The organism is Pseudonocardia sp. C8 (assembly GCF_014267175.1).
Lineage (GTDB): Bacteria > Actinomycetota > Actinomycetes > Mycobacteriales > Pseudonocardiaceae > Pseudonocardia.
In genome coordinates this window covers 5,869,642-5,896,640 of the sequence record NZ_JACMTR010000002.1, presented here as the reverse complement: position 1 = coordinate 5,896,640, position 26,999 = coordinate 5,869,642, and the positions used below count along the sequence as shown (strand labels likewise).

At 68.0% G+C, this 26,999-nt stretch carries 23 protein-coding genes; 10 read left to right on the top strand and 13 right to left on the bottom strand.

Features of this window, described 5'->3' with window-relative positions; translation table 11 throughout:
• Nucleotides 1-11: 11 nt before the first annotated feature.
• A complete protein-coding gene (locus H7X46_RS28000; protein ID WP_186362190.1) occupies nucleotides 12-1,217 on the bottom strand; it encodes an acetamidase/formamidase family protein in 1,206 nt (401 codons plus the stop codon).
• 413 nt (nucleotides 1,218-1,630) lie between these two features.
• Here H7X46_RS28000 and H7X46_RS27995 point away from each other — a divergent pair, with 413 nt between their 5' ends.
• On the top strand, nucleotides 1,631-2,695 hold the full coding sequence (locus H7X46_RS27995; RefSeq protein ID WP_370589020.1) for a substrate-binding domain-containing protein: 1,065 nt from the start codon (nucleotides 1,631-1,633) through the stop codon (nucleotides 2,693-2,695).
• 6 nt (nucleotides 2,696-2,701) lie between these two features.
• On the opposite strand, the gene H7X46_RS27990 is transcribed toward H7X46_RS27995, so the two are convergent.
• The 4 genes from H7X46_RS27990 to H7X46_RS27975 form a co-directional block, all read right to left on the bottom strand.
• Nucleotides 2,702-3,385, bottom strand: a complete 684-nt coding sequence (locus H7X46_RS27990) for a helix-turn-helix domain-containing protein (protein WP_255426951.1) — start codon at nucleotides 3,383-3,385, stop codon at nucleotides 2,702-2,704.
• A 142-nt stretch (nucleotides 3,386-3,527) separates the two neighbouring features.
• The gene (locus H7X46_RS27985; protein WP_186362187.1) at nucleotides 3,528-4,487 is read right to left on the bottom strand and encodes a PDR/VanB family oxidoreductase; all 960 of its coding nucleotides are present in this window, start codon (nucleotides 4,485-4,487) and stop codon (nucleotides 3,528-3,530) included.
• A 146-nt stretch (nucleotides 4,488-4,633) separates the two neighbouring features.
• Nucleotides 4,634-5,416, bottom strand: a complete 783-nt coding sequence (locus H7X46_RS27980; protein WP_255426950.1) for a DUF2182 domain-containing protein — start codon at nucleotides 5,414-5,416, stop codon at nucleotides 4,634-4,636.
• Nucleotides 5,417-5,481: 65 nt separating this feature from the next.
• Nucleotides 5,482-6,132 (bottom strand): DUF1326 domain-containing protein, encoded by a 651-nt coding sequence (locus tag H7X46_RS27975; RefSeq protein WP_222131461.1) that lies wholly within the window; start codon nucleotides 6,130-6,132, stop codon nucleotides 5,482-5,484.
• 442 nt (nucleotides 6,133-6,574) lie between these two features.
• Between H7X46_RS27975 and H7X46_RS27970 the strand changes: the two genes are divergently transcribed.
• Nucleotides 6,575-7,387 carry an MOSC N-terminal beta barrel domain-containing protein gene (locus H7X46_RS27970; RefSeq protein WP_186362185.1) on the top strand — a complete coding sequence of 271 codons (813 nt, stop codon included), beginning with the start codon at nucleotides 6,575-6,577 and terminating at the stop codon, nucleotides 7,385-7,387.
• Here H7X46_RS27970 and H7X46_RS27965 read toward each other — a convergent pair.
• Genes H7X46_RS27965 through H7X46_RS27955 form a run of 3 tightly spaced genes read right to left on the bottom strand, consistent with a single transcriptional unit; the run spans nucleotide 7,341 to nucleotide 12,050 of the window.
• Nucleotides 7,341-9,671: an ATP-binding cassette domain-containing protein gene (locus H7X46_RS27965; protein ID WP_186362184.1), complete on the bottom strand. Its 2,331-nt coding sequence runs from the start codon at nucleotides 9,669-9,671 to the stop codon at nucleotides 7,341-7,343. The two genes, H7X46_RS27970 and H7X46_RS27965, sit on opposite strands and share 47 nt — an antisense overlap.
• A gap of 2 nt (nucleotides 9,672-9,673) precedes the next feature.
• Entirely contained in the window at nucleotides 9,674-10,651 is a 978-nt protein-coding gene (locus H7X46_RS27960; RefSeq protein ID WP_186362183.1) for an ABC transporter permease, read from the bottom strand.
• A 13-nt stretch (nucleotides 10,652-10,664) separates the two neighbouring features.
• Nucleotides 10,665-12,050 (bottom strand): ABC transporter substrate-binding protein, encoded by a 1,386-nt coding sequence (locus H7X46_RS27955; RefSeq protein ID WP_222131460.1) that lies wholly within the window; start codon nucleotides 12,048-12,050, stop codon nucleotides 10,665-10,667.
• A gap of 460 nt (nucleotides 12,051-12,510) precedes the next feature.
• Here H7X46_RS27955 and H7X46_RS27950 point away from each other — a divergent pair, with 460 nt between their 5' ends.
• From H7X46_RS27950 to H7X46_RS27940, 3 genes are read left to right on the top strand one after another with little or no spacing between them, the layout of a single operon-like run.
• Nucleotides 12,511-13,758: an MFS transporter gene (locus H7X46_RS27950; protein WP_222131459.1), complete on the top strand. Its 1,248-nt coding sequence runs from the start codon at nucleotides 12,511-12,513 to the stop codon at nucleotides 13,756-13,758.
• 5 nt (nucleotides 13,759-13,763) lie between these two features.
• Entirely contained in the window at nucleotides 13,764-16,223 is a 2,460-nt protein-coding gene (locus H7X46_RS27945) for a glycoside hydrolase family 3 protein (protein ID WP_186362970.1), read from the top strand.
• Between the two features lie 21 nt (nucleotides 16,224-16,244).
• Nucleotides 16,245-16,892 carry a TetR/AcrR family transcriptional regulator gene (locus H7X46_RS27940; protein ID WP_186362181.1) on the top strand — a complete coding sequence of 216 codons (648 nt, stop codon included), beginning with the start codon at nucleotides 16,245-16,247 and terminating at the stop codon, nucleotides 16,890-16,892.
• Nucleotides 16,893-16,897: 5 nt separating this feature from the next.
• Here the strand turns inward: H7X46_RS27940 and H7X46_RS27935 are convergent, their stop codons facing one another.
• A complete protein-coding gene (locus H7X46_RS27935) occupies nucleotides 16,898-17,647 on the bottom strand; it encodes a sulfite exporter TauE/SafE family protein (RefSeq protein WP_186362180.1) in 750 nt (249 codons plus the stop codon).
• A gap of 358 nt (nucleotides 17,648-18,005) precedes the next feature.
• Here H7X46_RS27935 and H7X46_RS27930 point away from each other — a divergent pair, with 358 nt between their 5' ends.
• Nucleotides 18,006-18,731 carry a helix-turn-helix domain-containing protein gene (locus tag H7X46_RS27930; RefSeq protein ID WP_186362179.1) on the top strand — a complete coding sequence of 242 codons (726 nt, stop codon included), beginning with the start codon at nucleotides 18,006-18,008 and terminating at the stop codon, nucleotides 18,729-18,731.
• 86 nt (nucleotides 18,732-18,817) lie between these two features.
• On the opposite strand, the gene H7X46_RS27925 is transcribed toward H7X46_RS27930, so the two are convergent.
• The 4 genes from H7X46_RS27925 to H7X46_RS27910 all read right to left on the bottom strand — a co-directional run bounded on the left by H7X46_RS27925 (nucleotide 18,818) and on the right by H7X46_RS27910 (nucleotide 23,271).
• Nucleotides 18,818-19,594 (bottom strand): MBL fold metallo-hydrolase, encoded by a 777-nt coding sequence (locus H7X46_RS27925; RefSeq protein WP_186362178.1) that lies wholly within the window; start codon nucleotides 19,592-19,594, stop codon nucleotides 18,818-18,820.
• Nucleotides 19,595-19,660: 66 nt separating this feature from the next.
• Complete coding sequence (locus H7X46_RS27920; RefSeq protein WP_222131458.1) at nucleotides 19,661-20,941, bottom strand: MFS transporter; 1,281 nt, start codon at nucleotides 20,939-20,941, stop codon at nucleotides 19,661-19,663.
• A gap of 149 nt (nucleotides 20,942-21,090) precedes the next feature.
• Nucleotides 21,091-22,017, bottom strand: a complete 927-nt coding sequence (locus H7X46_RS27915) for a ketopantoate reductase family protein (RefSeq protein WP_186362176.1) — start codon at nucleotides 22,015-22,017, stop codon at nucleotides 21,091-21,093.
• A gap of 66 nt (nucleotides 22,018-22,083) precedes the next feature.
• A complete protein-coding gene (locus tag H7X46_RS27910; protein ID WP_186362175.1) occupies nucleotides 22,084-23,271 on the bottom strand; it encodes a mandelate racemase/muconate lactonizing enzyme family protein in 1,188 nt (395 codons plus the stop codon).
• 333 nt (nucleotides 23,272-23,604) lie between these two features.
• On the opposite strand from H7X46_RS27910, the gene H7X46_RS27905 reads away from it, so the two are divergent.
• From H7X46_RS27905 to H7X46_RS27890, 4 genes are all read left to right on the top strand, one after another.
• The gene (locus H7X46_RS27905) at nucleotides 23,605-24,333 is read left to right on the top strand and encodes a FadR/GntR family transcriptional regulator (protein ID WP_186362174.1); all 729 of its coding nucleotides are present in this window, start codon (nucleotides 23,605-23,607) and stop codon (nucleotides 24,331-24,333) included.
• 582 nt (nucleotides 24,334-24,915) lie between these two features.
• Nucleotides 24,916-25,545 (top strand): MBL fold metallo-hydrolase, encoded by a 630-nt coding sequence (locus H7X46_RS27900; protein WP_222131457.1) that lies wholly within the window; start codon nucleotides 24,916-24,918, stop codon nucleotides 25,543-25,545.
• Complete coding sequence (locus H7X46_RS27895) at nucleotides 25,542-26,219, top strand: hypothetical protein (protein ID WP_186362173.1); 678 nt, start codon at nucleotides 25,542-25,544, stop codon at nucleotides 26,217-26,219. The genes H7X46_RS27900 and H7X46_RS27895 overlap by 4 nt, the downstream gene beginning before the upstream one ends.
• Before the next feature lie 54 nt (nucleotides 26,220-26,273).
• Nucleotides 26,274-26,996: a FadR/GntR family transcriptional regulator gene (locus H7X46_RS27890; protein ID WP_186362172.1), complete on the top strand. Its 723-nt coding sequence runs from the start codon at nucleotides 26,274-26,276 to the stop codon at nucleotides 26,994-26,996.
• Nucleotides 26,997-26,999 lie beyond the last annotated feature (3 nt).

Below are 26,999 nucleotides of genomic sequence, written 5' to 3'. Positions count from 1 at the left end.
CCCACGACCTCCTATCGGGGCAGGATGTCCTTGTCGAAGATGTCCAGCGGGACCTTCAACGTCACCGCGGCGTTCGGGATGTCGACGATCCCCCCGATGTGCATCTCGCACGGCGCGACCGAGATGATCGTGTACGCCTGCTCCGGCGAGTACCCGAACGTGCCGAGGTAGGCGATCGCCTGCTCGACGGCGTCGACGGCCGCCATCGTGGCGTCGATGTACTTCTGCTCGGTCCCCTTGGCCGACAGCCCCGTGAAGCTCAGATACCGGGTACCCAGGTTCGGATCCACCGGCGAGGGCCGCAGCATCGGCGTCCGCACCCCGTAGCGCGCCATCCCGTCCTTGATCACGTTGAACCGGTACCAGCCGGCACCGTCCATCTCGATCGCGTTCCAGGTGATCTCACCGTCGCCCTCGGCGAAGTGGAAGTCACCGGTCGAGAACAACCCACCCTCGACGAACACCGGGAAGTACACCCGCGACCCGCGCGAGAGGTTCTTGATGTCGAGGTTCCCGCCGTTCTCCCGCGGCGGCACCGTCCGGGCCGCGGTCGCCGCGACCCGCTCCCACTCCGCCCCCTCCAGGGTCCGCAGCACCGCGGTCGAGGTCGCCTCCGCCCGCGGAGCCGCCAGCCCCTCGGCGACCAGCGGGTCCTCCCGCGCGTTCCAGGTCTCGAGCAGCTCCATCGACGGCGCCACCCCGATCACCCCCGGATGCGACAACGCCGGGATCTCCACACCGGGGATCTGCCGGCTGGTCGCGAACAACCCGTGCAGATCCCACACCGTCTTGTAGCCCTGCGGGAACCACGACGCGAGCGGCCCACCCATCCCGGGCAGGATGTTCGAGTAACCGATCCCCGACAACGGCTGCACATCCAGCACGTCGACCACCAGCAGATCACCCGGCTCGGCCCCGTCCACCCGGACCGGACCGGCCATCGGATGGGTCCGGGTCAGATCGAAGTCCCGGATGTCCTGATCATCATCGACATCCTGCAGCTGGTAGTCGTCGTAACCACCGGCCTCCAGGATGATCTCGTCCCCGGGACCGAGCTCGTGCAGCGGCGGAATGTCCGGGTGCCACCGGTTGTGCCCCAGCTCCCGCTGCTCGGCCAACGGCACGCCGACCTCGCAGCGATACCGCGGCACACCCAGATCCCGGTCCGGGAACCGGGACACACCGGACTTCGTGAAATCGATGGGACCTGCAGACATCGTCGTCCTCCGTAGGGGTGCGGTGTGGGTGCGCACGGCTGAGCCACAGAGTACTTCCAGATGGAATAATGTCAACACGGCTCTACGTCGTTCTGCACGACGTCCCGCGCCGTGCTCGGAGCCGGCGCACGCCAGGCGCGCCCGAGGTCCGGGACCGACGCACCGCGTCGGCTCCCGGGGTCGCGCATGCTCCATCACTGCTCGACTGCCAGGTGAGGCGACGACACGACTCGTGGACGGCTCCGTCGCACGTGAACCCGCCTCCGCGATCGGTCGAACGGGGATCGATCACGGCCCCGCCATGGGTCGGTCGCTCGAGGCCACTCGCAGACTTGCGATCTCATGCGCGGAGTACAATAGTTCGATATGGAGACGAACGTCTCCAGCTCACTCGCCAGGACGAGGAGGTCCGCGTGGAGGAGCCGTTTCGCGTCGGGCTCGCCATCCCGCTTCAGGGACCCGGCGGGATCTTCGGACCGTCCTGCGAGGCGGTCGCCGAGCTCGCCGCAGCCGAGGTGAACGCCGCCGGCGGCGTACTCGGCCGCGAGCTCGTGTTCGAGGTCGTCGACGCCGGCGCACCCCTGCCCGAGATCCGGCGCACCGTCCACGACCTGCTCGAACGCCGCCGCCTCGACGCCGTCACCGGCTGGCACATCTCCAGCGTCCGCGAGGCACTCGCCCCCGTCCTGCGCGGCCGCGCACCCTACGTCTACACCTCCCTCTACGAAGGCGGCCCCATCCCCACCGGCGTCTACACCAGCGGCGAGGTCCCCGCCCTGCAGATCGCCCCCGCCCTGACCTGGATGCGCGACCACGCCGCCGTCCACCGCTGGGCACTGGTCGGCGCCAACTACGTCTGGCCCCGCCGCACCGCCACCCGGATCCGCGACTACGCCCGCACCGCCGGGATCGAGGTCGTCCACGAAGCCTTCGTCTCCTACGGCTGCCGCGACTTCACCACCACCCTCGTCGACATCGCCCGCAGCGACGCCGACGGCGTCCTCATGCTGCTCGTCGGCCAGGACGCCGTCATGTTCAACCGCCAGTTCGCCGAAGCCGGCCTCGACACCGTCATGCCCCGCTTCACCCCGCTCATGGAAGAGAACATGCTGCTCGCCACCGGCGCCGAAGGCACCGCCGACCTCTACGTCGCCGCCGCCTACTTCAACTCCCTGGCCACCGCCTCGGCACTCGACTTCATGTCCGCCTACATCCACCGCCACGGCCCGGACGCGCCCGCGCTCAACAACGCCGCCGAGTCCTGCTACGAAGGCGTCCTCGCCCTCGTCTCGCTCACCGCCGCGGCCGGATCCACCCGGACCGCGGACATCGCAGCGGCGAACGCGGAAACCCCGGTCTCCTACGAAGGCCCCCGCGGCACCGTGACCCTCAGCAGTGAAACCCTCGACCAGGGCCGCCAGGCCGTCCACCTCGCCCGCGCCGACGGCTACGACTTCGACGTCCTCACCACGCTGTAGTACGAGTCAACGCTGCGACGCCACATAATCGGCGAACCGGCCGACCTGAATCCATTTCGGGAACTCATCCAGCAGGGAGGCGTCACCCAGAAGTTCGATCTTCCCGTCTTCCAGCGAATCATGAAGGTTACGGTGTCCGTTGTACACCTCGTGCCACACGCTGGAAAGTCCGCGGGCATAGATGTCGACATCGAACATCGGGGCCGAGACGCAGGCGGACGAGTCCGCTCCGTTCAGGATCAACCAGCCTCGCTCTTCACGCTCCCCGTCGAAAATGAACTCGACGACGACCCGCCGGCCGGGAAGGCACTCGTGGGCAAGGCTGTTCCGAATTCTCCACAGAAGCAGGTGAGGTCTCAGCTGGTCCGGCCGAGGCTCCGGAAAATGCCATCGCACGGCCCAGCGCCCTATCTCGTCCAGTATCTGCTCCAGCTCCGCGCCGGCCCTGGTCAGCGCATAGCCGGTACGACCTGGCTCGCCTGGTTCACCTGGGGCGAGCGGCTCGACGAGCCCGCTCCGCTGCAAGGAACGCAGCCGGCTACTGAGCAACGTCCGGGACAATCCGGGTAAGCCACGGTGGATGCTGTTGAACGTATGATGACCCGCCAGCAACTCGCGAATAATCAGAATGTTCCATCGCTCGGCGAGAATTGCAGAACCGATCGAGATGGGGCAATACTCCGGGGACATGCTCACCGGATGATCGTACATGATTGTGAGCGTGTCGGAGACGCTCAGTTCACCGACGCCGACGTGCGCCGTCGTGAAGGCCTCGGCCGCAGTGGACCGGATTCCCGGTGATCCGTTCCGGGCCCGCCCGCCGCATCGGCTCTCAGAGGTCGATGACGAGCCTGTCCCCGGTAGCCCGGGACACACAGATCATCATTCTGTCGTTCGCCGCGCGCTCGTCATCGGTGAGAATGACGTCATGGTGCTCGACGGTTCCGCTGAGCACCGGAGTCTCGCAGGAACCACACGTACCTTCCCGGCAGGACGAGAACGCCGCGATGCCGGCCTCCTCGGCGACATCGAGAATGGATCGGCCGGGAGGGACTGTCAGCGTCACCCCGGACTGGGTGCACTCCACCTCGAACTCCCCATGCTCTCCTTCGGCAGCCAGGGCCGAGAATCGCTCGGTGCGGAGGACGACGTCACGCCGATCTGCTGCCCGCTCCTCCGTGGCCGCAATGAGCGCTTCCGGGCCACAGCAGTACACAGCCGCTCCGCTCGGAATCTTCTCGAAGATCGAATCGAGATCGAGCATTCCACACTCGTCCTGCGGGTGGAGCTGTACGTGCTCGCCGTAGCGAGCACGTAGCTCCTCGCGGAACGCCATCGACGCGCGGGTCCGCCCGCCGTACATGATCTTCCACGCCGCACCACGGCTGGCGACATCGGCGAGCATCGGCAGGAACGGCGTGATACCGATCCCACCCGCGACGAAGACGTACTCGTCGGCCGCGATCAGCTGAAAGTTGTTTCGAGGCCCACGAACCTGCAGCCGGTCCCCCACGGCGAGCTCATCATGCACGACGGCCGAACCTCCGCGCCCGTCAGGTACGCGCAGAACTGCGATCTGCCACCGTGTCCGATCGCCGGGCTCCCCGCAGAGCGAGTATTGACGCACGACACCTCCGGGCAGGAGGACGTCGATGTGTGCGCCCGCGGACCACTCCGGCAGGATGCCACGATCGGGACTCTCCAATGTCAGTCCGACCACCCCGTGCGCCGGTACGGACTTCTCGGAGATGACCAGTTCCAGCTCGCCAGAATTCGCTTCGCGTGCGGTCATTCGCTTTTCCTCACCGGTGGTCGACGCCAGGACGGACCATCGCCGCCGACCCAAACCGAGATCTCGTGCTTCGTTTCATCGCTGTCGGCCTGTAACGCGGGCCCCATCCCGTCAACGGCCCGGCACGGCCATTGTCACGTCGACGATCATCCGTAGCCATTCTGATGGTGGTGGTGACCGACGGACACCGGAGCGTGATCGCCGGTGTCCCCGAACGGCGCCGGCGACCATTGCGGGTTCACCACGATGACGGCGGCGTAGAGGATCAGACCCACACCCATGATCCGGCTGAATGCGGCTCCCCTGGCCCACGTCTTCTCGATCATGGCGATGACCCCCAGAACGATCATCGCGGGCAGGGACATGGTACCGACGGCGATCAGCACGACGACCATCGCCGTACAACATCCCAGGCACGTCACACCGTGTGCGATCCCGGCGCGAAGATCGCGATCCCAGCTGGTTCGCGTCATGTACTCGGCCACGAAGCCGACCGGGGACTGGCAATGCCTCAAGCAGCGTTCCTTGAGCGTCGAGAACTGGAAGAGTCCCCCGGCAACGAGGAGGGCCGCGGTGAACCACGCCATCGCGTGGGTGTCGTTGGGGATCACTTTCTGGACGACGACGTTGACGAAGTAGACCGGCACACCGATCAGCGACCAGATGACCAGGTATCCGAACAGTAAGGCACCGAGTCGGACGGACCATGCCTTCGATGGAGTCTGGTCACGAATCGCGCGAACATAGAGGATCGTCGTGCGATGCACCGTGGGCAGCATCATTGCAGCCATCATCGTCGACCACATGATGAGATATCGACCCAACGCGGCCAGGGACAGCTCGGTACCATGAGCGTGGCGCTGTTCAGTGACATACCACCAACAGGCCAGCCCGGAGACCGCGGCCAAGCCGACCAGTACGGACATCATGGCCACGTAGCTGGTCGTCCTGCCGGTCGTGCCCCTCGGTCGAGACCGTGCGGGAGGCTGCCCCATCAGCCGTCGGACCAGTCGAACGGGATGTGCTTGCTCGATCTTGCCTCCCACTCGCCGAGAACACCGAAATCGATGAGCTCCATCTTCGTCGGCACGCCCCAGGTGGCAGGCGAGCCGCCGGTCTCGGCTCCGGGTGGGTTGAACGTCTGGACCCGCTGACCCGGTGGGGTCGTCGGGCCCGTCAGCGCTACGACGGCGCCACTGACCAGGCCTGGCACATCGATGGTCCAGCGCCCCAAGTCGTCCTCGATGCGAGACTCGACCGAAGCCACGAACTTGTTGCGCAGCGTTCCGAGGATTCCGACCAGGTTGGCGATCCAGCCGCCTTCTCGACCGGTCCACAGACGCTCGATGGCATCACGTTGTTCGGGTGTCGCCCGATCTGGAACGATGAGGTCGTACGTTCCGTTCCTGGGCTTGGAATCGTCCCACAGATTCTCACTCTCGATCTTGCCTACCGTGACGACGGTGAGACCCGCCATGTCGACGTCACCGAAGTGACCTTCGTCGATCTGGTAGACCAGCGTTCCGTAACACACGTTGTCGGTCGGCGGTTGCGCCATCGTGCAGCCACACGGCATGTTGCAGCTGCAAATGTCGAACCACTGCCCCTTGATGTGCCAGCGGGTCCGGGCTTCCGTAGCGGTCATGGACTGCCTCCGAATCTCGTGGCCTTACACCTCGCGAGAGATGGATCCGGAACGAGGCGTTGGCACAACTCTTGACGGGTCGTTTCCTGGATCTTCGTGTGGACGAAGAGATCGCTGAGCTTCGCCTGTTCGGCCACTACCCGGGATCGACCCTGGCGGGGCCCGGCCACGCGTCCGGCAGGAGCGAGGTTCGTTCGGCCTGCCTTCCCTGCGTGCCCGCAGCGCATACCGGTACACGGTACGAGAACGACCGGACCGCAGCTGGTACAAAACTTGTACCAGCAGGGTCGGTCGGCATCTGGTCGACTAGTCCAAACGTCCGAACCGGGCGGACACCAGTCGACGTCGCCACGTACCAGCAGCTGGTGTCGTCCGGCCGGCCCACGTGTGCACCGGGGATCTGTTCGTGCAGTTGAAATACGCGGTGCGCGGAGGAGGTACTGTGAAGGTCATTGCTATTCGGCGCTACCCTGTGAAGTCGATGCTCGGCGAGGACCTCGAACACGCGGTCCTCACGGCCACGGGGATCGAGCACGATCGTGAGTTCGCTCTGATCGACACCGAAACCGGCATGGTGGCGACCGCCAAGCAGCCCCGGTACTGGCGCGACCTCCTGCTCTATTCTGCCGCGGTCCGCGACGGGCGAGCCGTGATGACGTCTCCGGCCGGGTACGAGCTGGAAGTGGGGAGCGCCGAAGCCGACGCAGAACTGTCCTCGGCGCTCGGACGGTCCGTGCGGATGGCGTCCGAGCGCCCTGCCGGCGGGTCGGTGGAACGGCCGGCACCGGAGGACGTCCTCGACCACGGCCTCGATGCCGAGGTCGACGCCCAGACCTTGGAGATCGGTCAAGGGACCACCGGGACGAACTTCGTCGACTACGCGCCGGTGCATCTCATCACGACCGCGACCCTCGAGGCCATCGGAACGGAAATGGATCGGTACCGGCCCAACTTGGTGCTGGAAACACCGCACGGTACCCGGCCGTTCATCGAGAACGACTGGCCAGGGCGAGAACTGCGTATCAGCAGTCGTGGATGCACAACCGTACTCACCGGCCTCATCCCGACACCGCGCTGCGCAGTCCCCACGCTGCAACACGGTGAATTGCCGCGAGCACCCCACGCGACCCGAAAGCTGATCGCCGACAATCTGGTCGATGTTCCCGGTTTCGGGACTCTCCCTTGTGCGGGCGTCTATGCCGGAGTCGTCACCCCCGGCACCGTGCATCACTCGGCGACCGTGGAAGTCCTGTAGGCGGCGCGGCCCCGAAGCGATCAGCACCCACGGGGTCGTCAGTGGTGCAGTCCGAGACACTGATGAAGCTCTCCCGGGCATCTGCCGACCCTTCCGGCGACACGCCCGAGACCGGCCGTCCCCCGGTCATGACCAGCACGCTGTCGGTGAGCGTGTCGACGGCTTCTCGGTCGTGGCTGATGAACAGCACGGCCGGCCCGCCGGCGTCGAGCTGTGTGCGCAGGAGGTCCAGGATCGCCCGGCGGTTCGCCGGGTCCAGCGAGGAGACGATCTCGTCGCAGATCAGCAGGGTCGGTCCGGTCCCGAGTGCCCGGGCCAACGCCACCCGTTGCTGCTGCCCGCCCGAGAGCTGGTCGGTGCGCCGGTGGAGCAGCCCGGTACTCAGGCCGACCCGGTCGAGCAGGTCCCCCGGTGTGACGGCCGTTCCGAAGGTTCGGATCGGCGCCGCGAGTTCCTCGGCCACGGTCCGGCGGGGGTTCAACGAGCGGGCGGGGTTCTGGAACACGTACTGGATCGCGCCCCGCTGAGCCGGTGTCCGCCCGCTGGCGTGCGGAGCCAGCGCCTCGCCGGCGAGGCTGATCGTGCCGCTGAGCGGTCGATGCAGTCCGACGAGGCAGCGCGCCACCGTCGACTTGCCCGCCCCCGAGTTGCCGATCAGCCCCAGGCACTCCCCGACCCCGATGTCGAGGTCCACCCCGTCGAGGACGGGCTGCCGGCCGTATGCGGCGGCCAGGCCGCGTGCCCGGAGCAACGGGAGGCCCGGGCGGTTGGTGTTCCCGGCGACCGGCCGCATCTCGAGCGCGGTCGGCGGCCGCCGGCACGCGCGACCGTCGTCGACGGTGAGCACGTCGTCGACCAGGTGACGCACCGGCTCCAGGTCGTGGGTGACGATCAGCAGCGCCGTACCTCGGGTGCGGCGTTGCCGGATCAGGTCGACGATGCGCTCCGCGGCACCCGGGTCCAGCCCGGTCGTCGGCTCGTCGAGTACCAGCAGGCCCGGGTCGCCGATGAGCGCGAGCGCCACCATCACCCGCTGCTGTTGACCGCCGGAGAGCTGGTACGGGTACCGGCGGGCGAAGGTCGGATCGTCCGGTAGCCCGACTCCGCGTAGCGTCGCGGACACCGTGGCCCGGGTGACGGGCTGACCGTGCGCGCGGAGGACGTCCCGGATCTGGGTTCCGATCCGCATCCCTGCGCTCAGGCCGAGCGCAGGGTCCTGCGGGACCCACCCGACCGTTCTCCTGCCGGGCACGGCGCTCATCCGGACCCGGCCACCCGTACGGAGTCCGGGAGCCAGCGCGCCCACCACGGCACGGACCAGGGTGCTCTTGCCCGAGCCCGACGAGCCGACCACGGCGAGTCCCCGGCCGGGCCCGACGGCGAGATCCACCCCGCGCAGCAGCTCGTTCCCGTCCTCGTCGTGAACCGTCAGCAGCTCCGCCACCAGGGCGTCCGGTCCTCCGGTCACCCGTGGACCCGCCGGCCGAGCCGGCCGCTGGGCCGCTCGGCGTACCGGGCTGGAGTCGGCCACCAGGTTCACGGAGACCACGAGCAGCACGATCATCGATGCCGGGCCGAGCACGGCCCACGGCTGCACGGTGAGCCCGCCCTGGTTCGCGGCGATCTCGAGCGCCCAGTCCGGGGTGTTCGGAGGCAGACCGAGCCCGAGGTACCCCCCGGCCGTGACCACCGAGAGCGTGGCGGTCAGCCGCATTCCCGCATCGGCGACGACGACCGGCGCCACGTTCGGAGCGACCTCGTGGACGGCAACGCGCCACAGCGGTTCCGCCCGGGCTTCTGCGGCCTCGACATACCCGGCCGAGGCCTCTTCCACGGTCGCGCCACGGACCACCTTCACCACCCAGGGCAACGCGGTGAGCGCACCGGCCGCGACCAGGGCGGGGGCACCGCGACCGGCGACCGTCGCGAGCACCGCCAGCAGCAGGAACCACGGCACGACGACGAGCACGTCGACCGGGCGCATCACCCAGCCGTCGACGGCCCGCCGCAGCCCGGCCACCAACCCAGCCGGGAACCCGACCGCATAGGCGAGACCCAGCGCAGCCGCGGTGATCAGCATCAGCCTCCAGCCGCCGTGCAGCAGCCGGGAGAGCACGTCGCGGCCCAGCCGATCGGTCCCCAGCAGGTGCGCCGCCGACGGGAGGTCGTACGGCACGCCGACGCTCGCCGCCGGATCCCAGGGAGCGAGGAACGGTCCGGCGATCACCGAGCCCGCGACCAGCAGCAGGACGGCGAGCGCGATCCGGCCGGCGACCCCGCGCACGTTCACCTCCGCCCGCTCAGGACCGCGCGACGGGCGACCGGGCTCATGGCCAGCGCCCCGAGGTCGGCGAGCAGGTGAACCGTCACGCCGAAGACGGCCATCAGCACGGCCGCCGCGGCGACGACCGGGAAGTCGCGCAATGCGATCGCCCGGACCAGTTCCTGTGCCAGCCCTGGATAGCCGAACACCGTCTCGACGACGGCGACACCGCCGACGAGCCCGGCCACCGAGCCGGCCAGTGGCGGCAGCGCCGCAGCGATCGCGACCGGTGCCACGTAGCGGGACAGCAGCCGGCGCCGGCTGACCCCGTGCACGGTGAGCGTCCGGAAGGCCTCGCCGGCGACCAGCTCCGCGGTGCGGGCCCGGATCACGCGCACCGGGTGCGGGGCCAGACCCGCGAGCAGGGTCAGCACCGGGAGGACGAGCACCTGCGGTCGGGCGAGTGGGCTGGTGCCCGTCGGGACCAGCGAGACAGCAGGCAGGACACGCCAGCCCAGGGCGATCACCGCGATCAGCACAACCCCGACGACGAACGCGGGGACGGCCTCCGACACGAGCGCTGCGGTGCTCACCCCGCGATCGGTCCGGGACCCGGCGCGCGCACCGGCGAGCACCCCGAACACGGTGGCCAGCGGGAAGAGCAGGACCACGGTGACCACCCCCAGGACCAGGCTGTTGCCGATCCGGCCACCCAGGACCTCGGCGACCGGCCGACCGGACAGCATCGAGGTGCCGAGATCTCCGTGCAGCAGCCCCCCGATCCAGCCCAGGAACCGTTCCGGCGCGCTGCGGTCGAGGCCCAGGTCCGCACGCAGCACGGCGAGCTGCTCGGGCGGGAGCGCCCCGGACCGCCCGCCCTGCGCCAGGATCGTCTCGGCGGCGTCGCCGGGGAGCAGCTCGAACAGGCCGAACACCACGGTCGCGACCACCAGCAGCACGCCGACCGCGCCGGCGACCCGACCGAGCACATAGCCGGTCACGACAGCCCGGACCTCACGCCGACAGCCACACGCCGCGGTAGTTGGCCCAGTCGTCGTTACCGAGCACGAACTCGGGGACGCCCTGGACCCGCGCGGCGACCCCGGCCGGTTGCTTGACGAAGTTGTGGACGATCAACCCGCCCTCCTCCCACAGCTGCTGCTGCAGCTCGGCGTACAGGACGGCCCGGGTCGTCGTGTCGAGCGTCCCGCGGGCACGTGCGAACTTCGCGTCCCACTCCGGGTCCCGCCAGCCGGTGTTCCCCGGCGCGTCCGAGGTGGTCGTCTGACCGTAGAAGTAGTCCAGGCTGTAGTTCCACCAATTGTTGTGGGTGAGCGCCCGCTGCCCGGACACCTGAGCCGCGTAGTTGTCGGCCGGCACCGTCTCGAGGTTCACCACGATTCCGGCCTGCCGAGCCTGCTCGGCGAACTGGGTCGCCGAGTCCAGCTGGCCGGGCGACGCGTCGGCAGTGGTGAGGGTGACCGAGAGGTTCTCCTTGCCGGCCTGCCGGAGCAGCTCCCGCGCCGCGGCCGGATCGTGGCGCCGCTGCGGGATCTGATCGGCATAGAACGGAGCGCCGCGCCCGTAGAGGTCGTTGCCGAGCTCTGCGAAGCCGAGGTAGACGGTGTCGGCCATGGCTTGCCGGTCGACGACCAGCCGCATCGCCTGCCGGACCCGGACGTCGTCGAACGGCGGGGTGTCGGCACGCATCTGCAACGCGGCCATGGTCCCGTGCCGCGGCTCGACCAGCCGGAAGCCGCCATCCTGCGCGAGCGTGCGGGCGTGCACCACCGGCATCTGGTCCATCATGTCCACCACACCCGAGCGCAGCGCGTTGACCCGGGCCTCGGGCTCGGCGATCTGGAGGATCTCCACCTCGTCGACCCGAGGAAGGCCGCTCTCCCAGTACAGGGGGTTGCGCCGGAGCAGCGCCCGGTCACCGGGCGACCATTCCTTCAGCACGAACGGCCCGGTCCCCACCGGCAGTGAGGTCGCGTCGAACACGTCGCTGCCGTCCTTGACCACGTACACGTACCAGCCGGCCAGCACCGACCCGAGATCCGCCAGCGGCTCGGACAGCGCGACCACGACCGTGCCGTCGCCCTCGGCACGGGTCCGACTCATATCCACCATCGACAGATCAGCCGAGGACGGCTTCGCCGGCTCCAGCATCCGCCGCAAGCTCCACAGGACATCGCGAGAACTCAGCGGACTCCCGTCACTGAACCGCACCCCGGGGCGGAGCGTGATGCGCCACTCGGTGCCGTCACCGTTCGGCTGCAGGGACTCGGCCAGCCGGTAGCGCAGCCTGAGATCGTTGTCGTAGGCGACGAGCCGGTCCCAGACGTTCTTCCCGATCGCCCCGGCCGCCGCCGACCCGGCCACATGCGGATCCAGCACGTCCGCGGACGGCGACTGCCCTGCCAGCGCGACCCGGAGCCGACCGCCGTGTCGGGGCGGACCCGGGTCGACGGCCGCCTGACCACCGACCGCGCCGCACCCCGGCAGCAGGACGGCTCCGGCAAGCCCCATCGCCCCCAGCAACGCACTGCGCCGCGAGAGCACCGTTCTCGCGCACTCCGTCCCGGCAACCACCATGAGAACTTGATACATGAGCAACTGTTCAATTATAAAGTGATTTCTGACACATTGACAACACTCCGAGCCGCGACCGGAGGCACTGGCGCGCTCGTGAGTGACCACGAGGGCCGGACGCTTGACACCGCTCACGGATCGCCCACCCCTTGTTCAGGTCGAGCGCCCGGGCTACCGTCCCTACAGACCGAGCGCTCGGTCTGTAGGGACCTCAAGGAGGAGGATGGGCGTGACCGAGAGAGACACGACGTCACAGGGCCCACCGATGACACCGACCGTTGCCGGGCCGACGGTGCCTGCCCGCCCCACGGTCGTCGTCACGATGGTGCTGGCCCGCCTCGGCACCATGCTGCCGCTGATGACGGTGCTGTCCGCGGCGCTGACGTTGAAGCTGCAGACCGTGCTGCCCCAGACGGAGGTCGTGCCGACGCTCGGGCTGACCACGTCTCTCGGCGCGTTCGCCGCGCTGTTCTTCGATCCGGTGTTCGGTCGCATCAGTGACCGGACGATGAGCCGGTTCGGTCGCCGCCGCCCCTGGCTGGTCATCGGCATGACCGGCCTGCTGGCCGCGTTGCTGATCATGGCGCTGGCGCCCTCGGCCATCGTGCTCGCCATCGGCTGGGTGCTGGGGCAGATCGCGGCGAACGCCGCCGTCGCCGCGCACACCGCGTCCATCGCCGACCAGCTACCTCCCTTCCAGCGCGGCAAGGTCAGCGGTGCGATCGGTGTCGCACAGCAGGCCTCCTCGCTCGGCGCCGCCTACGCGGCCCAGCTGTTCAGCCAGCAGATGCTGCTGCTGTTCCTCGTCCCCGGTTTCATCGGCTTCGTCCTGGTGTTCCTCTACACCCTCGTGCTCCCCGACCAGCCCCGCCAGTCCCCGCCGCCGTCCAGCGGCGACCTGGCGATGGTGCTGAAGACGTTCTGGGTGAACCCGATCAAGAACCCGGACTTCGGGCTGGCGTGGTGGTCACGGTTCCTGGTCGTGCTCGCGAACTTCATGTTCACCACGTTCCGGCTGCTGTGGATCCAGCACGAGATGGGCCTCCCGCCCGACGAGGCCACCAAGATCATGGCCACCGGTGTCCTCTGCTTCACCGTCGCCCTCGTCGTGAGCGGCCAGGTGGCCGGGTGGCTCTCGGACGTCGTCGGCCGGCGGAAGATCTTCATCATCGGCTCCGCGCTGGTGTTCGCGGCCGGGACGTTCATGCTGGTCCAGTCCACCTCGGCCCTGTCGTTCTACGTCGCCGAGACGATCATCGGCATCGGCTTCGGCGTCTACGTGGCCGTGGACCTCGCCCTCGTGCTCGACGTGCTCCCGGACCCGGAGGAGGCGGCGAAGGACCTGGGCGTGTTCAACATCGCCATGGCCGGCCCGCAGGTCCTCGCCCCTGGTCTGGCGGCGTGGATCATCGGGCTGAGCGGCGGTCAGAACTACGACGTCATGCTCGGGGTCGCAGCCGCCATCGCGGTCGTCGGCGCGCTGCTGATCATTCCCGTGCGGAAGGTGAAGTGACCACCATGACCGACCCGGCCGGCCCGCCGAGCGATCTCGACGAGCGCATCGACCGAGCGATCGCCACCCTCACGCTCGAGAGGAAGATCCGGCTCGTCTCCGGCGCCGACGGCTTCTCCCTCCACGGCGACGAGGGCATCGGGCTCGACAAGATCGTTCTCTCCGACGGCCCGACGGGCGTCCGTGGCCACGTCGTCGTCGGCGGGCGAGAGGGTTGCCTGCTGCCGAACGCGAGCCTGCTCGCTCAGACCTGGGACCGGGACGCCGTCGCCGAGGCGGGGGCCGTCCTCGTCGACGAAGCGGCTGCGCAGCAGACGCACGTCGTCCTCGGCCCCACGATCAACCTCCACCGCTCGCCGCTCGGTGGACGGCTGTTCGAGGCGTTCAGCGAGGACCCGATGCTGACCGGCCACCTCGCCGCGGCCTACGTCGGCGCCCTGCAGGAGCGCGGGATCGGGGCGAGCGTGAAGCACTTCCTCGGCAACGAGTCCGAGACCGAACGCACGACGGTCGACGTGCGCATGTCCCCGAAGACCCTCCGCGAGGTCTACCTCGCTCCCTTCGAGGTGGCGATCGAGGACGCGAACCCGTGGACGGTCATGGCCGCCTACAACGACGTCAACGGCTACCCGTCGACCGAGCAGCACGAGCTGCTGACCGAGATCCTCCGGGACGAGTGGAGATACGACGGCGTGGTCGTGTCGGACTGGTACGCGACCACGACCGCGGCGCAGAGCGCCAACGCCGGGCTGGACCTCGTCATGCCGGGGCCCGAGACGCCGTGGACCCGGGGCCTCCTCGACGCGGTGCGTGCCGGTGAGGTGACCGAGAAGACCGTCGACGAGCACGTTCGTCGGTTACTCCGGCTCGCGCACCGCGTCGGGGCCTTCCCGGAGCGGCGGAGCTGGCCTTCCGACCTGCCCGATCCCGCGGGTCCTCGCCGCCGGGAGCAGCTGAGCCGGCTCGCCGCGAGTGGCATGGTCGTCCTCAAGAACGACGGCGACACGCTGCCCCTGCGGCCCGGGAACCCGATCACCCTCGTCGGCCGGCACGCATCGGACCCGATCGCGCAGGGTGGCGGCTCCGCTCAGGTCCGCGCGCCACACGTGGTGTCCGTCGTCGACGGGCTACGCTCCCGACTCGGCTCCGCGAACGTCACGTTCGCCGACGGCGTCGAGACCCGCCGGACCCTCCCCACCGCGCGCCCCGCGCTGGTCCGCGACCCGGAGACGGGTGAGCACGGCATCCGCGTCCGGGTGTTCGACGACGCCGGCCGGCTCACACACAGCAGGCACCTCGACGTCGCCGAGCTCGAGGACAGCCAGAACGAATGGCTGGCGGGCGCTGCACGGATCGAACTGTCGGCGACGCTCGACGTTCCGGGCCCGATGCCGGTGCAGCTCGGCACCCGCGGTCCCGGCAACTGGCACCTCGCCACGGCCGGGCACGAGGAGGACTACCGGGTCGACTACCACCCGGGCCCCGGCGGGGGCTTCTTCCGGCCCAAGAGCCACGCCGCGACGGTACGGGTCGTGCCGGGCCAGCTCGTGACCGCGACCGTGGAGCGCGACGAGCTGCCCCGCATCCTCGGCTTCGTCGTCAGTGAGGCCGCACGCTCCTCGGCGCCGGCCATCGCCGACGCCGCAGCGGCGGCTACCGGACGCGCGGTCGCGGTCGTCGTGGTCGGGTTCACCACCGACCAGGAGACCGAGGGCGAGGACAAGAGGACGCTCGCCCTGCCCGGCGACCAGGACGCGCTGGTCACCGCCGTCGCGGCAGCCGCGGACCGGACGGTCGTCGTCGTCAACGCGGCGACCCCGGTACTGATGCCCTGGATCGACGACGTCGACGCCGTACTGTTCACCGGCCTGCCCGGGCAGGAGGCCGGAGATGCGGTCGCGGCCGCGCTGCTCGGGGACGTGCTCCCCGAAGGGCGGCTGGTCACGACCTTCCCCCGCCGCAACAAGCAGGGTCCGGCGTGGAACACCGCCCCGAGGAACGGCGTACTCGAATACGTCGACGGATGTTTCATCGGGTACCGCGGCTGGCACGCGGACGGCGCGGAACCCGCATTCTGGTTCGGTCACGGACTCGGCTACGCCACGTGGGAGTACCTTTCCGGCTGCGTCTCCGGCACGGACGAAACCGGCGTCACCGAGGTGGACGTCACGCTACGCAACTCAGGCCGACGGCCAGGACGGGAGACCGTGCAGGTCTATCTCAACCCCGACCGGGCCGGGGAACCCATCAGGCTGATCGGCTGGGCCCGGGCGGACGTGGCACCGGGCGAGGCCGCCGCCGTCCGCGTGCATTGCGACCCCCGGTTCCAGCGCCGGTGGGACGAGGAGACCCGGAGTTGGATCCCGTTGCGGCACGGGGTGATCGTGATCGCCCGAGGACTCGGGGACGTCCGCGTTACGATTCCGGTGAGCGCCCGAACGGATGCGGACCACGTGGAATCCTGACGCGAGACGAGAGGCGGATCCTTGTCGTTCCCCCCGAGGTACACCCTCGAGTCGCACAAGCGCCGCCCGAGACGCCGCGCCGAGGAGACCCAGCAGCAGATCGTCGACTCCGCCGTCGAGCACATCGCGGACGTCGGGTTCCACAAGATGTCGATCGCCGAGGTTGCGGCTGCCAGCGGGATCTCGCAGTCCGGTCTCCTGCACCATTTTCCGTCGAAGGCCGCGCTCCTCACCGCGGTCCTGGAACGCCGGGAACGCGACGACAACGAGTTCCTCTTCGGTGACGGCACGGTGCCGCTCGGATGGGACGCCTTCGACGCACTCGTCTCGCTCGGGGCGCGCAACGCGACGCGGCCGGAATGGGTGGGCGTGTTCGTCCGCGTCTCGGCTGAAGCCACGGAGTCCGACCACCCCGCACACGACTGGTTGCGCCGCCACTACACCAGTACCCGGCGCTGGCTCACCGACGCCCTCGAGCACGGCAAGAGCGACGGCACCATCCGCGCGGACGTCCCCGTGGAACTGGTGGCGGACAACACCATCGCCGTGCTCGACGGGCTGCAGCAACAGTGGCTCCTCGACCGTCCCGGTATCGACATGGTCCGCCGCATCCGTGCCCATGTCGACGGGCTGAAGGCAGCCTGGTCCGCGCCCCACCCCGGCGGGTGAGCCCCTCAGGCGAGGAACACGCGCGCGACAGTGAACACCGCGACGACCAGGACGAGTCCGGCGAAGGACCGCTGCACGGTCCGGTTGTCGAGCCGCGTCGCGAGGAACGCCGTACCGAACGCGGCAAGCATCGACGGCCCGACGAACGCGAGGGCGACCGCCCAGTCCGGATCGGTGACCCCGGCGTGGGCGGCGAGCCCCGCGACCGAATTGACCACGGCGAGAACGAGCGACGTCCCGATCGCCAGCCGGACGGGCAGACCGAGTCCGAGCACGAGCGCGGGCACCGTGATGAACCCTCCCCCGACGCCGAGCAGACCGGTGAGGAAGCCGACGAGCGCCCCGACCGCCAGGCCTCGCAGGATCCAGGACCGCGGCCGCTCGCCCACGCCGTCGGGTCGCGGCCCGGAGCGGAGCATCTGGACACCCGAGGCCACCATCAGCCCGGCGAAGGCAAGCATCACCACGTCGTCCGGCAGGAGCGTGCCGACAGCGGTCCCTCCGAATGCCGCCGGCATCCCGGCCGCGCTCGCGGCGAGAACCGTCCGCCACTCCACCCCCCCGCGCAGCCGCGGAGCCACTGCGGCCACGGGCCCGACGGCACCCAGGACCAGCGAGGTCGAGATCGCCGTCTCGAGCGGGACGCCGACGACATGGACCAGGGCGGGGACCGCGAGGATGCCGCCCCCGGCGCCCAGGAGCCCCGTCAGGCCGCCGATGAGCAGACCGAGCACGACGGTCGCGACCAGCAGCATGCGCCCTCCCGGTGCTCACCGTTCGTTCCAGAGTATCGTACCGACCGTGCGCTCGGTCGGTATATGAGCCGTGCGGCACACCCGCTGCTCCATCGGGAACTCACGGTCGGCTCTCCGGGCCCCGGCCGCCGGGCGCAGCCGGGTCCGCGCGATGCGGCCGCGCGGAGCGTCGGCCCGCTGACCGCTCGGCTACCATTACCCTCCGCCGAGGTCGACGAGGCCGCCGGAATTCGCGCCGACCCTCCACCGACGGTCACCCACCCCCATTCGACTCGACTCCGCAGCTGCAAGGGAGCAGATTTGCATGCCGGTGATAGTATTCTACGTCCGCACAACCTCCGGGGACTGGTGAGCCGGAATGTCGTACGAGATCGCACGCGGCGGGAGCGATGCGCCGAGGCAATCGATTCCCCCAGCCGAGTACTGTCCGGTATCGATCGGAGCTCGCCTCATCGGCGACCGGTGGACACTCCTCGTCATCCGAGAGCTCCTGGTCGGGGCGTCCGGGTTCAACGACATCCTCCGCGGACTGCCGGGAATATCCCGGACATTGCTGGCGGGCCGCCTGAGACATCTCGAGCACCTGCAGCTGGTCACGCGACGCCCGACACCGGAAGGAAGCGGGCGGAAAGACTACGTCCTCACCGAATCGGGGGCCGCCCTCTGGCCGCTGATCGAAGCCATCGGCCGGTGGGCAGTCGAGTGGAAGCTCCCGCCGCCCGAAGAATCTGATGTAGACCTGTCCTTGCTCTTGTGGCGTATTTCCCAGGGGATCGACACGGCATCCCTGCCCCGCCCGGACATGTGTGTCGAGTTCCGGTTCCTCGACGCGGATCCGGCCCGGGGCTACATCCGGATAAGCGGGAGGGGTGCCCGGCGTTCCGCGTGCATCGGGGCTCCGGAACACGAAGCGGACGTGGTCATCACGGCGAACCCGCGCACGCTGTTGGCCCTGTGGTTCGGGCAGATACCGTACGCGGAGGCCGCAAGCCGGGGCCTGATCAGGTTCGAGGGGCCTCCCGCACTGGTCCGGCAGGCGCCGAGCTGGTTCCGGCTCAGCCCGTTCGCGGAGCGGACGGATTGACGTGAGTCCGGCCTCGGGAGCCATGAACGGGCGTCGCCCGGTCCCGGTACGACCGGGACCGGGCGACGCCTGCTTGTCCGCTCGATTCACACCTCGACGGTGACGGTCTCCCCTGGCTGGACGGGGATGAACCGGTCACCGAGACCTTCCGCCTGCAGCGCCTGGTGCAGCAGTTCGGCTCCTTCGGTGAAGTGCCGCCACCCTTCGGTGTGGCACGGTACGACGCGCCGAGCACCGACGAGTCTGACGACTTCGACCATGCCCTCGTTCGGCATCGTGATCATCTCGCCGTCCATGATCTCGGCGAACCGTGCTCCACCGCCGAACATGACCACGATGTCGACCGGGGCGATGCGGTCGGCGATCTCCTTCGCCACCTCGAGGGAGTAGTTGTCACCGGTCAGGTAGACCTTGGGGGCACCGGGGGCTTCGAGTAGGAAGCCCAGGACCGGTCCGGCGACATCGCAGAACGGTGCCGGACCGTGCTGTGCCGGGAGCCCGGTGATCGACATGACGTCGCCGTCCGGGAGCGGAACCTGCGTCGTCTCGTAGGGAGCGAGTCCGATCACCCCGGAACCGAGCCTGCCGGCTCCGGCGGTCGTGGTGACGACCGTCCGGACGCCCAGGGCGATCTCCTTCCCGAGCTCGTCGAGGTGGTCCTGATGATGGTCGTGAGTGATCAGCACTGCGTCGATCGCTCCGATCTCATCAGCCGGAATGGCCGGCTCCTTGGTCTTGACCAAGTCGATTCCATCGAGATCATAGGTCCGCAGTGGATCGAACGTGGGGTCCACGAGAATTCGGATCCCGGCGATCTCCACGATCGCGGTCGCCCCTCCGACAAGCGTATACGTGACACTCATTTGTCCTCCTTTTCATTGTCAGGCATGATTCGACCGGAACTCGGAACGACCATGCCGCCGAACGGCTCACGGCCGCGCGCCTTTCCGATCCAGTCCGCCCCGGCTCGCCGCGACGGGCGCCCCCGGCGCCGAGGAAGGAGCCGCCGCGCCGTCCTCGGGGCGTGCGGTACGCACGCCACGGCGACCGGACAGGCCGAGCACGAGTGCAGCAGCGACCAGGAGGCCGAAGCCCAGTACGTAGAAGCTGCTGCCGCCACCACTGGATCCGCCGAGGAGTCCGAGAACCACCGGCGCGACGACGCCGCCGAAATTGCCGAGTACATTGATCAGGCCGGCGCTCGTCGCGGCCTGGTTCTTGGGGAACAGTGACACCATCCATGACCACCACGGGCCCGTTCCCGCGAACAGTCCCACACCGGCCAGGCTCAGCAGTGCCATGTCGACCACGAGGCCGAAGTCCAGGTAGTGTTGGACGACCAGCGCGATGCCACCGAGCGTCAACGGTGTAGCGATGAACCATCCGCGGGACAGGCCGGAGCGGTCGGACATCCAGGAATTGACGAACAGGCCGAGCCCACCGAGTGCGAACGGGATCGCCGAAAGGACGCCCACCGCGCCGATCCCGCTCTGCGACAACGTCTTGATGAGGCTCGGCATCCACAGATTGAAGCCGTACATCCCGCTGAGCCAGAGGAAGTAGGTGACTCCGACGATCCACACCAGGGGTCGGCCGATCACATCACGGAACCGGCCCTCGGCCTCGGTCTCCGCCTCGCGCGACGAGATGATCAGTTCGCGCTCCGCGCTGCTGATGCGGGAGTCGGTGGCCGGATCATCGGACGCGATGCGCGCGAAGATGATCGCTACGATGACGGCCGGCAGGCCTTGCAGGATGAACATGGTCTCGTAGTTCCACTGGTCGATCATCCAACCACCGAGCGGCGCGGCGATGACAGTCGACAGGGGAACTGCGAAGGTCGTGGCGGCTACTGCGCGACCGCGTTCCCGGCTCGGGAACCATTTCAGGAAAAGGACGGCAAAAGCCGGGAAGATGACTCCTTCCGCGAGACCGAGTGCGACTCGGACCAGCAGCAGGAGCGTGAAGCTCTGAACGATCCCGGTCAGAGCCGCCGTGATGCCCACGACGGCGAGCGCCCACGATATGACCCGCACGGCACTGGTGCGGTCCGCGAGCGCCCCACCGGGGACCATCGTGACGACGTAGCCCCAGAAGAATGCCGACAGGACGACGCCGGTCGCAGCCCCCGTGAGTTCGAGCCGGGCAAGAATATCAGGTGCGGCGATGCTGATATTCGTGCGATCGACCATGGTCAGCAAGTAGATCACGAGCAGCGGGAATCCGACCCGGGTCCATCGGGCGTAGTTCCGCGGCACGGATGACGATAAGTTCATGGCGACCTCCAGCGGTCGTTCGAGCAACGGTCCGGAGGTGCACATGTGGGGTGCCGAAGCCCTGACCGTTGCAGTCGATTGGATCAGGACGCGTGACCGAAGAGGTTGCAGACCTTGGCGTAGGACGCCATTTCCAGTCCGTGCTGGCGACCGAGGCGGTAAGGATCCTCGAACATGGTCTCGGACTCGATCGTCTTGCCGGCCAGGAAGTCGTACATCAACGACGTCTTGTAGTTCGGGTCGATCGAGCGTGAGAGAGTGAGCAGATCATCGACCGCATCGAACTCAGGCGGGAAGGGGCAGCCGGCTGCATCGGCAATGGCGACCAGCTCCTCGCACAGCGAGACGAGGAACGCCCGCTTCTCTGGGTCGGCCACGATCGTGCCCAGGGGAACATTGTAGTAGACCATCGCCCCGGAAAGTGCGGACACCCTGCAGAACTTCATGAGGGCCGCCTGCAACATGTGGTCGGAGATCTCCGCGGTGCAGCCGCAGTCGATGAGATCCTGGCGGATCTCGGTCGCGCCGTCGAACGGCGGACACCCGAGCCGGGGCCCGAAGACGATACGGAAGAAGTCGAGCTTGTGCTTGCACTCCCCGGGCGCGACGAGCTCACACGCAACATAGGCCTCGCCTTGGGCAACGATGGCAGCCCCAGCGATTCCGGCGTCGATCCTGTGTCCGATGTCCAGCGCATTAATCAACGGCACGACGATCGTATTCGGCTGGCACACACGATTGAGCAGCGGATAGATGGAGTCGAGCGAGTAGGCCTTCACCGTGACGATGACGACATCCGGCTTGTCGTCGTAGTCGGCCTCGGCCGCGACCTTGACCGGTACGAGATGGTCCGCATTCTCAGGAGCATAATGCAGCTTCATCCCCCCGTTCCTGCGGATCGCGTCGAGGTGTGCGCCCCGAGTGAGGAGGGTGATGTCCTTACCGGCCCGCGTCATGTACGCGGCGAGGACCGAACCGATGGCACCGCCACCAACGATGAGATACTTCATTGTAGCTCCTTCAAGGCTTGGCCGAGTGTCTCGTGTGTGACGTGGACGTCCGGACGGACGTTCCGTTCAGTTGACGGTAATGGTGTCTGCGCTGGCGTACGCCTCCTCGGTCAGGTCCTGCCCGATCCCGGGTGCTTCCGGAATTTCGAACCAGCCATCCTTCGGCTGGTAGTCGTTGACGCAGAGGCCGATGTTGGCCGGGAGCAGACTGGTGTTGTTGTGCTCATGGATCACAAAATTCGGGAGAACGGCTTCCATCTGGAGCGCGGCAGCCGTCGAGATCGGGCTCCCGATGAGGTGGAGCTGGACACCGATGTCATAGGTCGATGCCATATCGCAAATGGTTCGGCACTCGGTGAATCCCCCGCAGGTGCCAAGGTCCGGTTGAATCACACTGACCACCTGCTGCTCGATATAAGGACGGAAGCCGAATCGGGTGTACAGACGCTCGCCGGCCGCGATCGGAATGCTGATCCGCTGCCCGATCTCCTTCATCGCATTCCAGTTCATCGGCGCGGTGGCTTCCTCGTAGTACAGGATCCGGAACTGCTCCAGTTCACGTCCCAGCTGGACGGCCGTGCCGGCGTCGGTGTGGCAGTGGAGTTCGACGATGATGTCCAGTTCGTCGCCACCTGCCTCGCGGACGGCGGCGACGCGCTCGACCGCGGTCCGCACCTGCTGGCGGGTGAGCGTGCCGCGCGTGTTCCATGTCATCCAACGTCCGTCGAGGTCGAACCCGATCGGGTTCACCTTCACGCAGTCGAATCCGTCCGCCAGCGCCTTCCTGGTGGCTTCCGCATAGTCGGCGGGCGTCACCATGGCGCCCAGCGACGTGGTCCAGTCGAACTGGATCTGGGACGCGTAGGCGCGCAGTCGATCGTGGGTCTTGCCGCCCAGGAGCTGGTGGACGGGAGCTCCGAGCGCCTTGCCCTTGAGGTCCCACAGCGCGTTGTCGATCGCGCTGATGACGCCGAAAATAATCATGCCACCGCCCAGTGCCCAGAACGTGTGGCGGTAGAGCTTCTCCCAGATCGCCGTCGTCTGAAATGGATCCATGCCGAGGACGAGAGGGGCATAGTCCCTGGCGAGTCCTACCTGCCCGTGTGCCGCGTGCCCCATGGGCAGGCCGATCTCGCCGATGCCGTAGACACCTTCGTCCGTATCGATCCGCAGCACCGTGGGATTCCATGGGATACCGAGGTCCCCCAGGCCCGGCGTCTTCGGTTGGATGATCCGCACGCCCGTGATCCGCATCTTTGCGTCCTCACCTGTCTGCTGTCCGACAACTGACAGGAGAGTATGGTCGCCGTCACGTCGTGTCAAGCAGTACACCGGCGGCAGGCTGCTGAGTGACCTGGACATGGCACGGCCGGCCCTCCGAGCTCCGGTCCGACCGCACCCGCGCGGAACCGCGCCCCGTGCCCCGCGCGTGGGGACCACGCCCTCCCTCAACAGGCAGATCGTTCACCGGACCCCAGCTCGAGAGGTATCCTTCTGTCGGACAACCGACATGCTTCCTTGAGATGGCTCTGGCCGTCTCGGCTCGGACTGCTCGGTCGGGATGACCGGACCTGGAGGTACAGGACTTTGGCACGGCCGATCGAGAAGATCAATCGCGACAGTGTCGCGCACCAGGTGTTCGGCGACCTCAAGGATCGGATTCTGACCGGCGAGTTCACGGTCGGCCAGAAGCTTCCCGGGGAACACTCCCTGTCAGCGGACTACGGAGTCAGCCGCGCCTCCGTGCGAGCGGCGTTACAGAAACTGGGGACGCTCGGCCTGGTCGAGAGCCGGGCCGGCGAGGGCACCTTCGTCAGGGAAGGGTCCTTCGACAACCTCATGCGGGAGGTGAGCCTCCTGGTGGCGCAGGAGTCGATGACACCCTTCGTTGCCGAGTTTCGTGACGTCGTCGAGAAGGCATCGACGGCGTTGGCGATCGAGCGCGCGTCGGACTCCGAACTCGATCGGTTCGTGGAGCTGGCCGGCGAACTCGAACGGGTCGCCGTAACAGGCGACGTCGAGAAGTATCTCGAGTGCGACTACAATTACCATCTCGCACTATGCAGGCTCAGCCACAACCCGCTTCTCGAGTTGATCTACGGGAGCATTCGTGAGCTCTTCCGGCTCAGCATACGCGCAAACCTCGAGAAGACTGCCGCTACACACCCGAACGCCTTGCAGGCCAGCGCACGAACGCACCTCCTCTTCTCGCAGACAGTACAGCGTCGAGACGCATCAGGCGCTCTCGCAATAATTGACTCGATCGTCAACAACCCTGATACCGTGGATATGGCCGCGACGGAGTCGGAGGGGTAGCACGACGCGTGTGCCGGCGTGCGGGGTCTGCCGACCGGCCGTCGCCCTCTCGGATCCCGTGCGAGTGGACCGCGGGTGCCGGGGGTCTGAAGCCGGCTCGGTGACCAGCACGCTCCCCGCCCGGTCGACGCCGACCGCCGGTACCGCTGCCGGCTACGGCAGCCCTGGCAGCCCCCGAACGACGGGACAGGCTGCGGCAGCTCGCTCAAGTCCTGCCTGTATCCCGGGACCACTCAGACCGGTCGGATCACTCCCGATCTCGCGCCGAGCAGGCTCCACCGCGGACAAGAACCGTTCGTCGACGGCAACCATTGGTGTCCCGGAAACGAGGGGTATCGTGAACAGCCGCTCGCAGCGCTCGGCCGATCCGGCCGGGGGACGGCCGGACAGGCCTCTGCCTTCCGAGTGAGAGCTATCACACCGGACCGAGAAGGTCAAGTGCGACTTCTGGACTTGCCCGCCCACGGCGCCCCGCAGATAGCGTGACGCCGTCGACGCGGGCCTTGGCGCACGTGAGTTCGACGACGCCCGCACCCGGACGCATCAGAGCACTCGCTCTGATCGAGTGGACGGAGACCGAGATTGTCCGGATCTGAAGTTCTGCCTGCCGAGGCAGTTGACGAGTTCGAGATCCTCTTCACGGGATATGTTCCTTGGCCGTTCCCGACGCCGTGGGGCACCACAGCCGGCGTAGCGCCGACCGTGGCATTTATCCGGGACGGTGACCGCAAGATCGTCTACGACCCGGGAACGGTCCCGAGCGCGGCTTCGATCCTGGAACCGCTCAACGAACTTGGCTACGAGGCGGGCGATATCACTGATGTGATCATCAGCCACCACCACCCCGACCACTGCATCAACGTCGCACTCTTCCCGAACGCGGTGCTGCAGGACATGTGGGGCACCTACAAGGGCGACCAGTGGTCGCTTCGGGCCACGACGGACGGTTTCGACGTCACACCGGGTATCCGTCTGATTCACACCCCGGGCCACACCGAGTCGGACATCTCGACTCTGGTGGCGACACCGAAGGGGCTCGTCACGTTCACCCATCTCTGGTGGACCGACACGATTCCTGCACCCGACGACCCGGTCGCACTCGACCAGCCGGCTTTCCACAAGAACCGCGAGCGCATCCTGGCCCTCAATCCGGCGCTGATCGTGCCCGGCCACGGCCCGGCGTTCGCTCCGAGCGCGGAGAACCCCCGATGACCGGCGCGGCGGCCCGGCTGGCCGTTCAGGTAGCAGGGCGGGGACGCATGGAGGACCACCCGCCCGGTCAGCCCGACGGCGCACGGTATGAAGGTCGATTCGTCATCTACGCGATGGCGGACGACAAGGGGCCGCTGTTCGGAGAGGACGTGTCACTGTTCGACTCCGACGTGGTCGCCCGGCTGGGTCGCGGGCCACAGAGCGCCCACTTCGTGGCTGTCCGTAGTGGCTACACGGTCGAAGGCTTCGACACGAGCTCGCCCGAGCTGGTCGGCCAGACGGTAGGACGGGGATCGATCAACTCGCGCTGGCGGGTCTACTTCGATCCGCACCCCGATGGTTCACGATCCTTCGACGACCGGGCATCGTTCATGAGGGGCACGCTCGTCGCGACCTACTCGGCCGAAGAGTTCTTCCAGGTCAACACCCGTGCCGAAGTGTTCGACACGAGGGTCGACTACGTGATCCTCGAAAGTGAGCCCTTCGAGTTCATGGGGCGCCGGATCGACCTCGCCGAGATCGCCCCACGGATGACCGAACTCTCCCATGCGCACCTGCCAGAACCGGATCCCGACCCCGAACCCGTTCCGGACGAGGAGCCGTTCAGCCGTGGTGGACCAGGTGTGTTCGCCAACCACTTCCCCGTCGGCGGGACCGTCATCGCCGTGGCGTAGGACGGCCTGGACGAGATTGCCGAGCGTGCGGAACCCGGTGCTGGGACTTGACGCATGGTGACGTCGACATCTCTGGCGCAGGCAGTCGCCAACCACCTGCGCGGGATCATCCACTGCGGGGAGGTCTCCGCCGGAGAGTCCCTGCCGGCGGAGCGTGAGCTGGCGTCACAGCTCGGCATCGCTCGGATGAGTCTCAGATCGGCGATCACGCAGCTGTGTGCCGACGGTTACGTGGAGGTGAGGCCGGGACCATCGGGAGGCACCTACGTCACCGAGCTGCAACAGCCCGCCGAAGCCTGGTGTGCCCGGATGCGCGGGCAGGCCGGCGAGCTCGAGGACATGGTGGATTTCCGCATCGCGCTCGAGACGGGGGCGGTTGTGCACGCCGCCCGCCGTCGCTCGGCCGAGGACCTGGAGGCGTTGCGCGCCTCGATCACCGCTCTCCGAGGCGTCGGCAACAGGGCCGGGCTCCGCCGGGTGGACTCGCGGTTCCACCTCGGGCTCGCCCGCGCAGCACGCAGCGAGCGGTTCGCGGACGCCATCCAGACGTCCCGCTGCGAGCTGTTCGATCCGCACGACCTGCTGCCCGTCGACGACCTCGTCGACGAGACGGCGGTAGACCATGAGCGGATCATCGCTGCGGTCCAGGATCGCGACGCAGATCGGGCTGCATCGGCCATGCGGGAGCATCTCGAGCACACCCGTGCCCGGCTACAGCGCATCATCCGTGGCGTCGATGCGCCGGCACCGAGCCCGGCGCATCGACGTACGGGGTGAACA

Bases quoted from the DNA above. Each gene is read 5' to 3' on its own strand.
- H7X46_RS28000 (WP_186362190.1), bottom strand. From the start codon at position 1,217: ATGTCTGCAGGTCCCATCGATTTCACGAAGTCCGGTGTGTCCCGGTTC.
- H7X46_RS27990 (WP_255426951.1), bottom strand. From the start codon at position 3,385: ATGTCCCCGGAGTATTGCCCCATCTCGATCGGTTCTGCAATTCTCGCC.
- H7X46_RS27985 (WP_186362187.1), bottom strand. From the start codon at position 4,487: ATGACCGCACGCGAAGCGAATTCTGGCGAGCTGGAACTGGTCATCTCC.
- H7X46_RS27980 (WP_255426950.1), bottom strand. From the start codon at position 5,416: ATGATGTCCGTACTGGTCGGCTTGGCCGCGGTCTCCGGGCTGGCCTGT.
- H7X46_RS27975 (WP_222131461.1), bottom strand. From the start codon at position 6,132: ATGACCGCTACGGAAGCCCGGACCCGCTGGCACATCAAGGGGCAGTGG.
- H7X46_RS27950 (WP_222131459.1), top strand. From the start codon at position 12,511: ATGACACCGACCGTTGCCGGGCCGACGGTGCCTGCCCGCCCCACGGTC.
- H7X46_RS27945 (WP_186362970.1), top strand. From the start codon at position 13,764: ATGACCGACCCGGCCGGCCCGCCGAGCGATCTCGACGAGCGCATCGAC.
- H7X46_RS27935 (WP_186362180.1), bottom strand. From the start codon at position 17,647: ATGCTGCTGGTCGCGACCGTCGTGCTCGGTCTGCTCATCGGCGGCCTG.
- H7X46_RS27930 (WP_186362179.1), top strand. From the start codon at position 18,006: ATGTCGTACGAGATCGCACGCGGCGGGAGCGATGCGCCGAGGCAATCG.
- H7X46_RS27925 (WP_186362178.1), bottom strand. From the start codon at position 19,594: ATGAGTGTCACGTATACGCTTGTCGGAGGGGCGACCGCGATCGTGGAG.
- H7X46_RS27915 (WP_186362176.1), bottom strand. From the start codon at position 22,017: ATGAAGTATCTCATCGTTGGTGGCGGTGCCATCGGTTCGGTCCTCGCC.
- H7X46_RS27910 (WP_186362175.1), bottom strand. From the start codon at position 23,271: ATGCGGATCACGGGCGTGCGGATCATCCAACCGAAGACGCCGGGCCTG.
- H7X46_RS27895 (WP_186362173.1), top strand. From the start codon at position 25,542: ATGACCGGCGCGGCGGCCCGGCTGGCCGTTCAGGTAGCAGGGCGGGGA.
- H7X46_RS27890 (WP_186362172.1), top strand. From the start codon at position 26,274: ATGGTGACGTCGACATCTCTGGCGCAGGCAGTCGCCAACCACCTGCGC.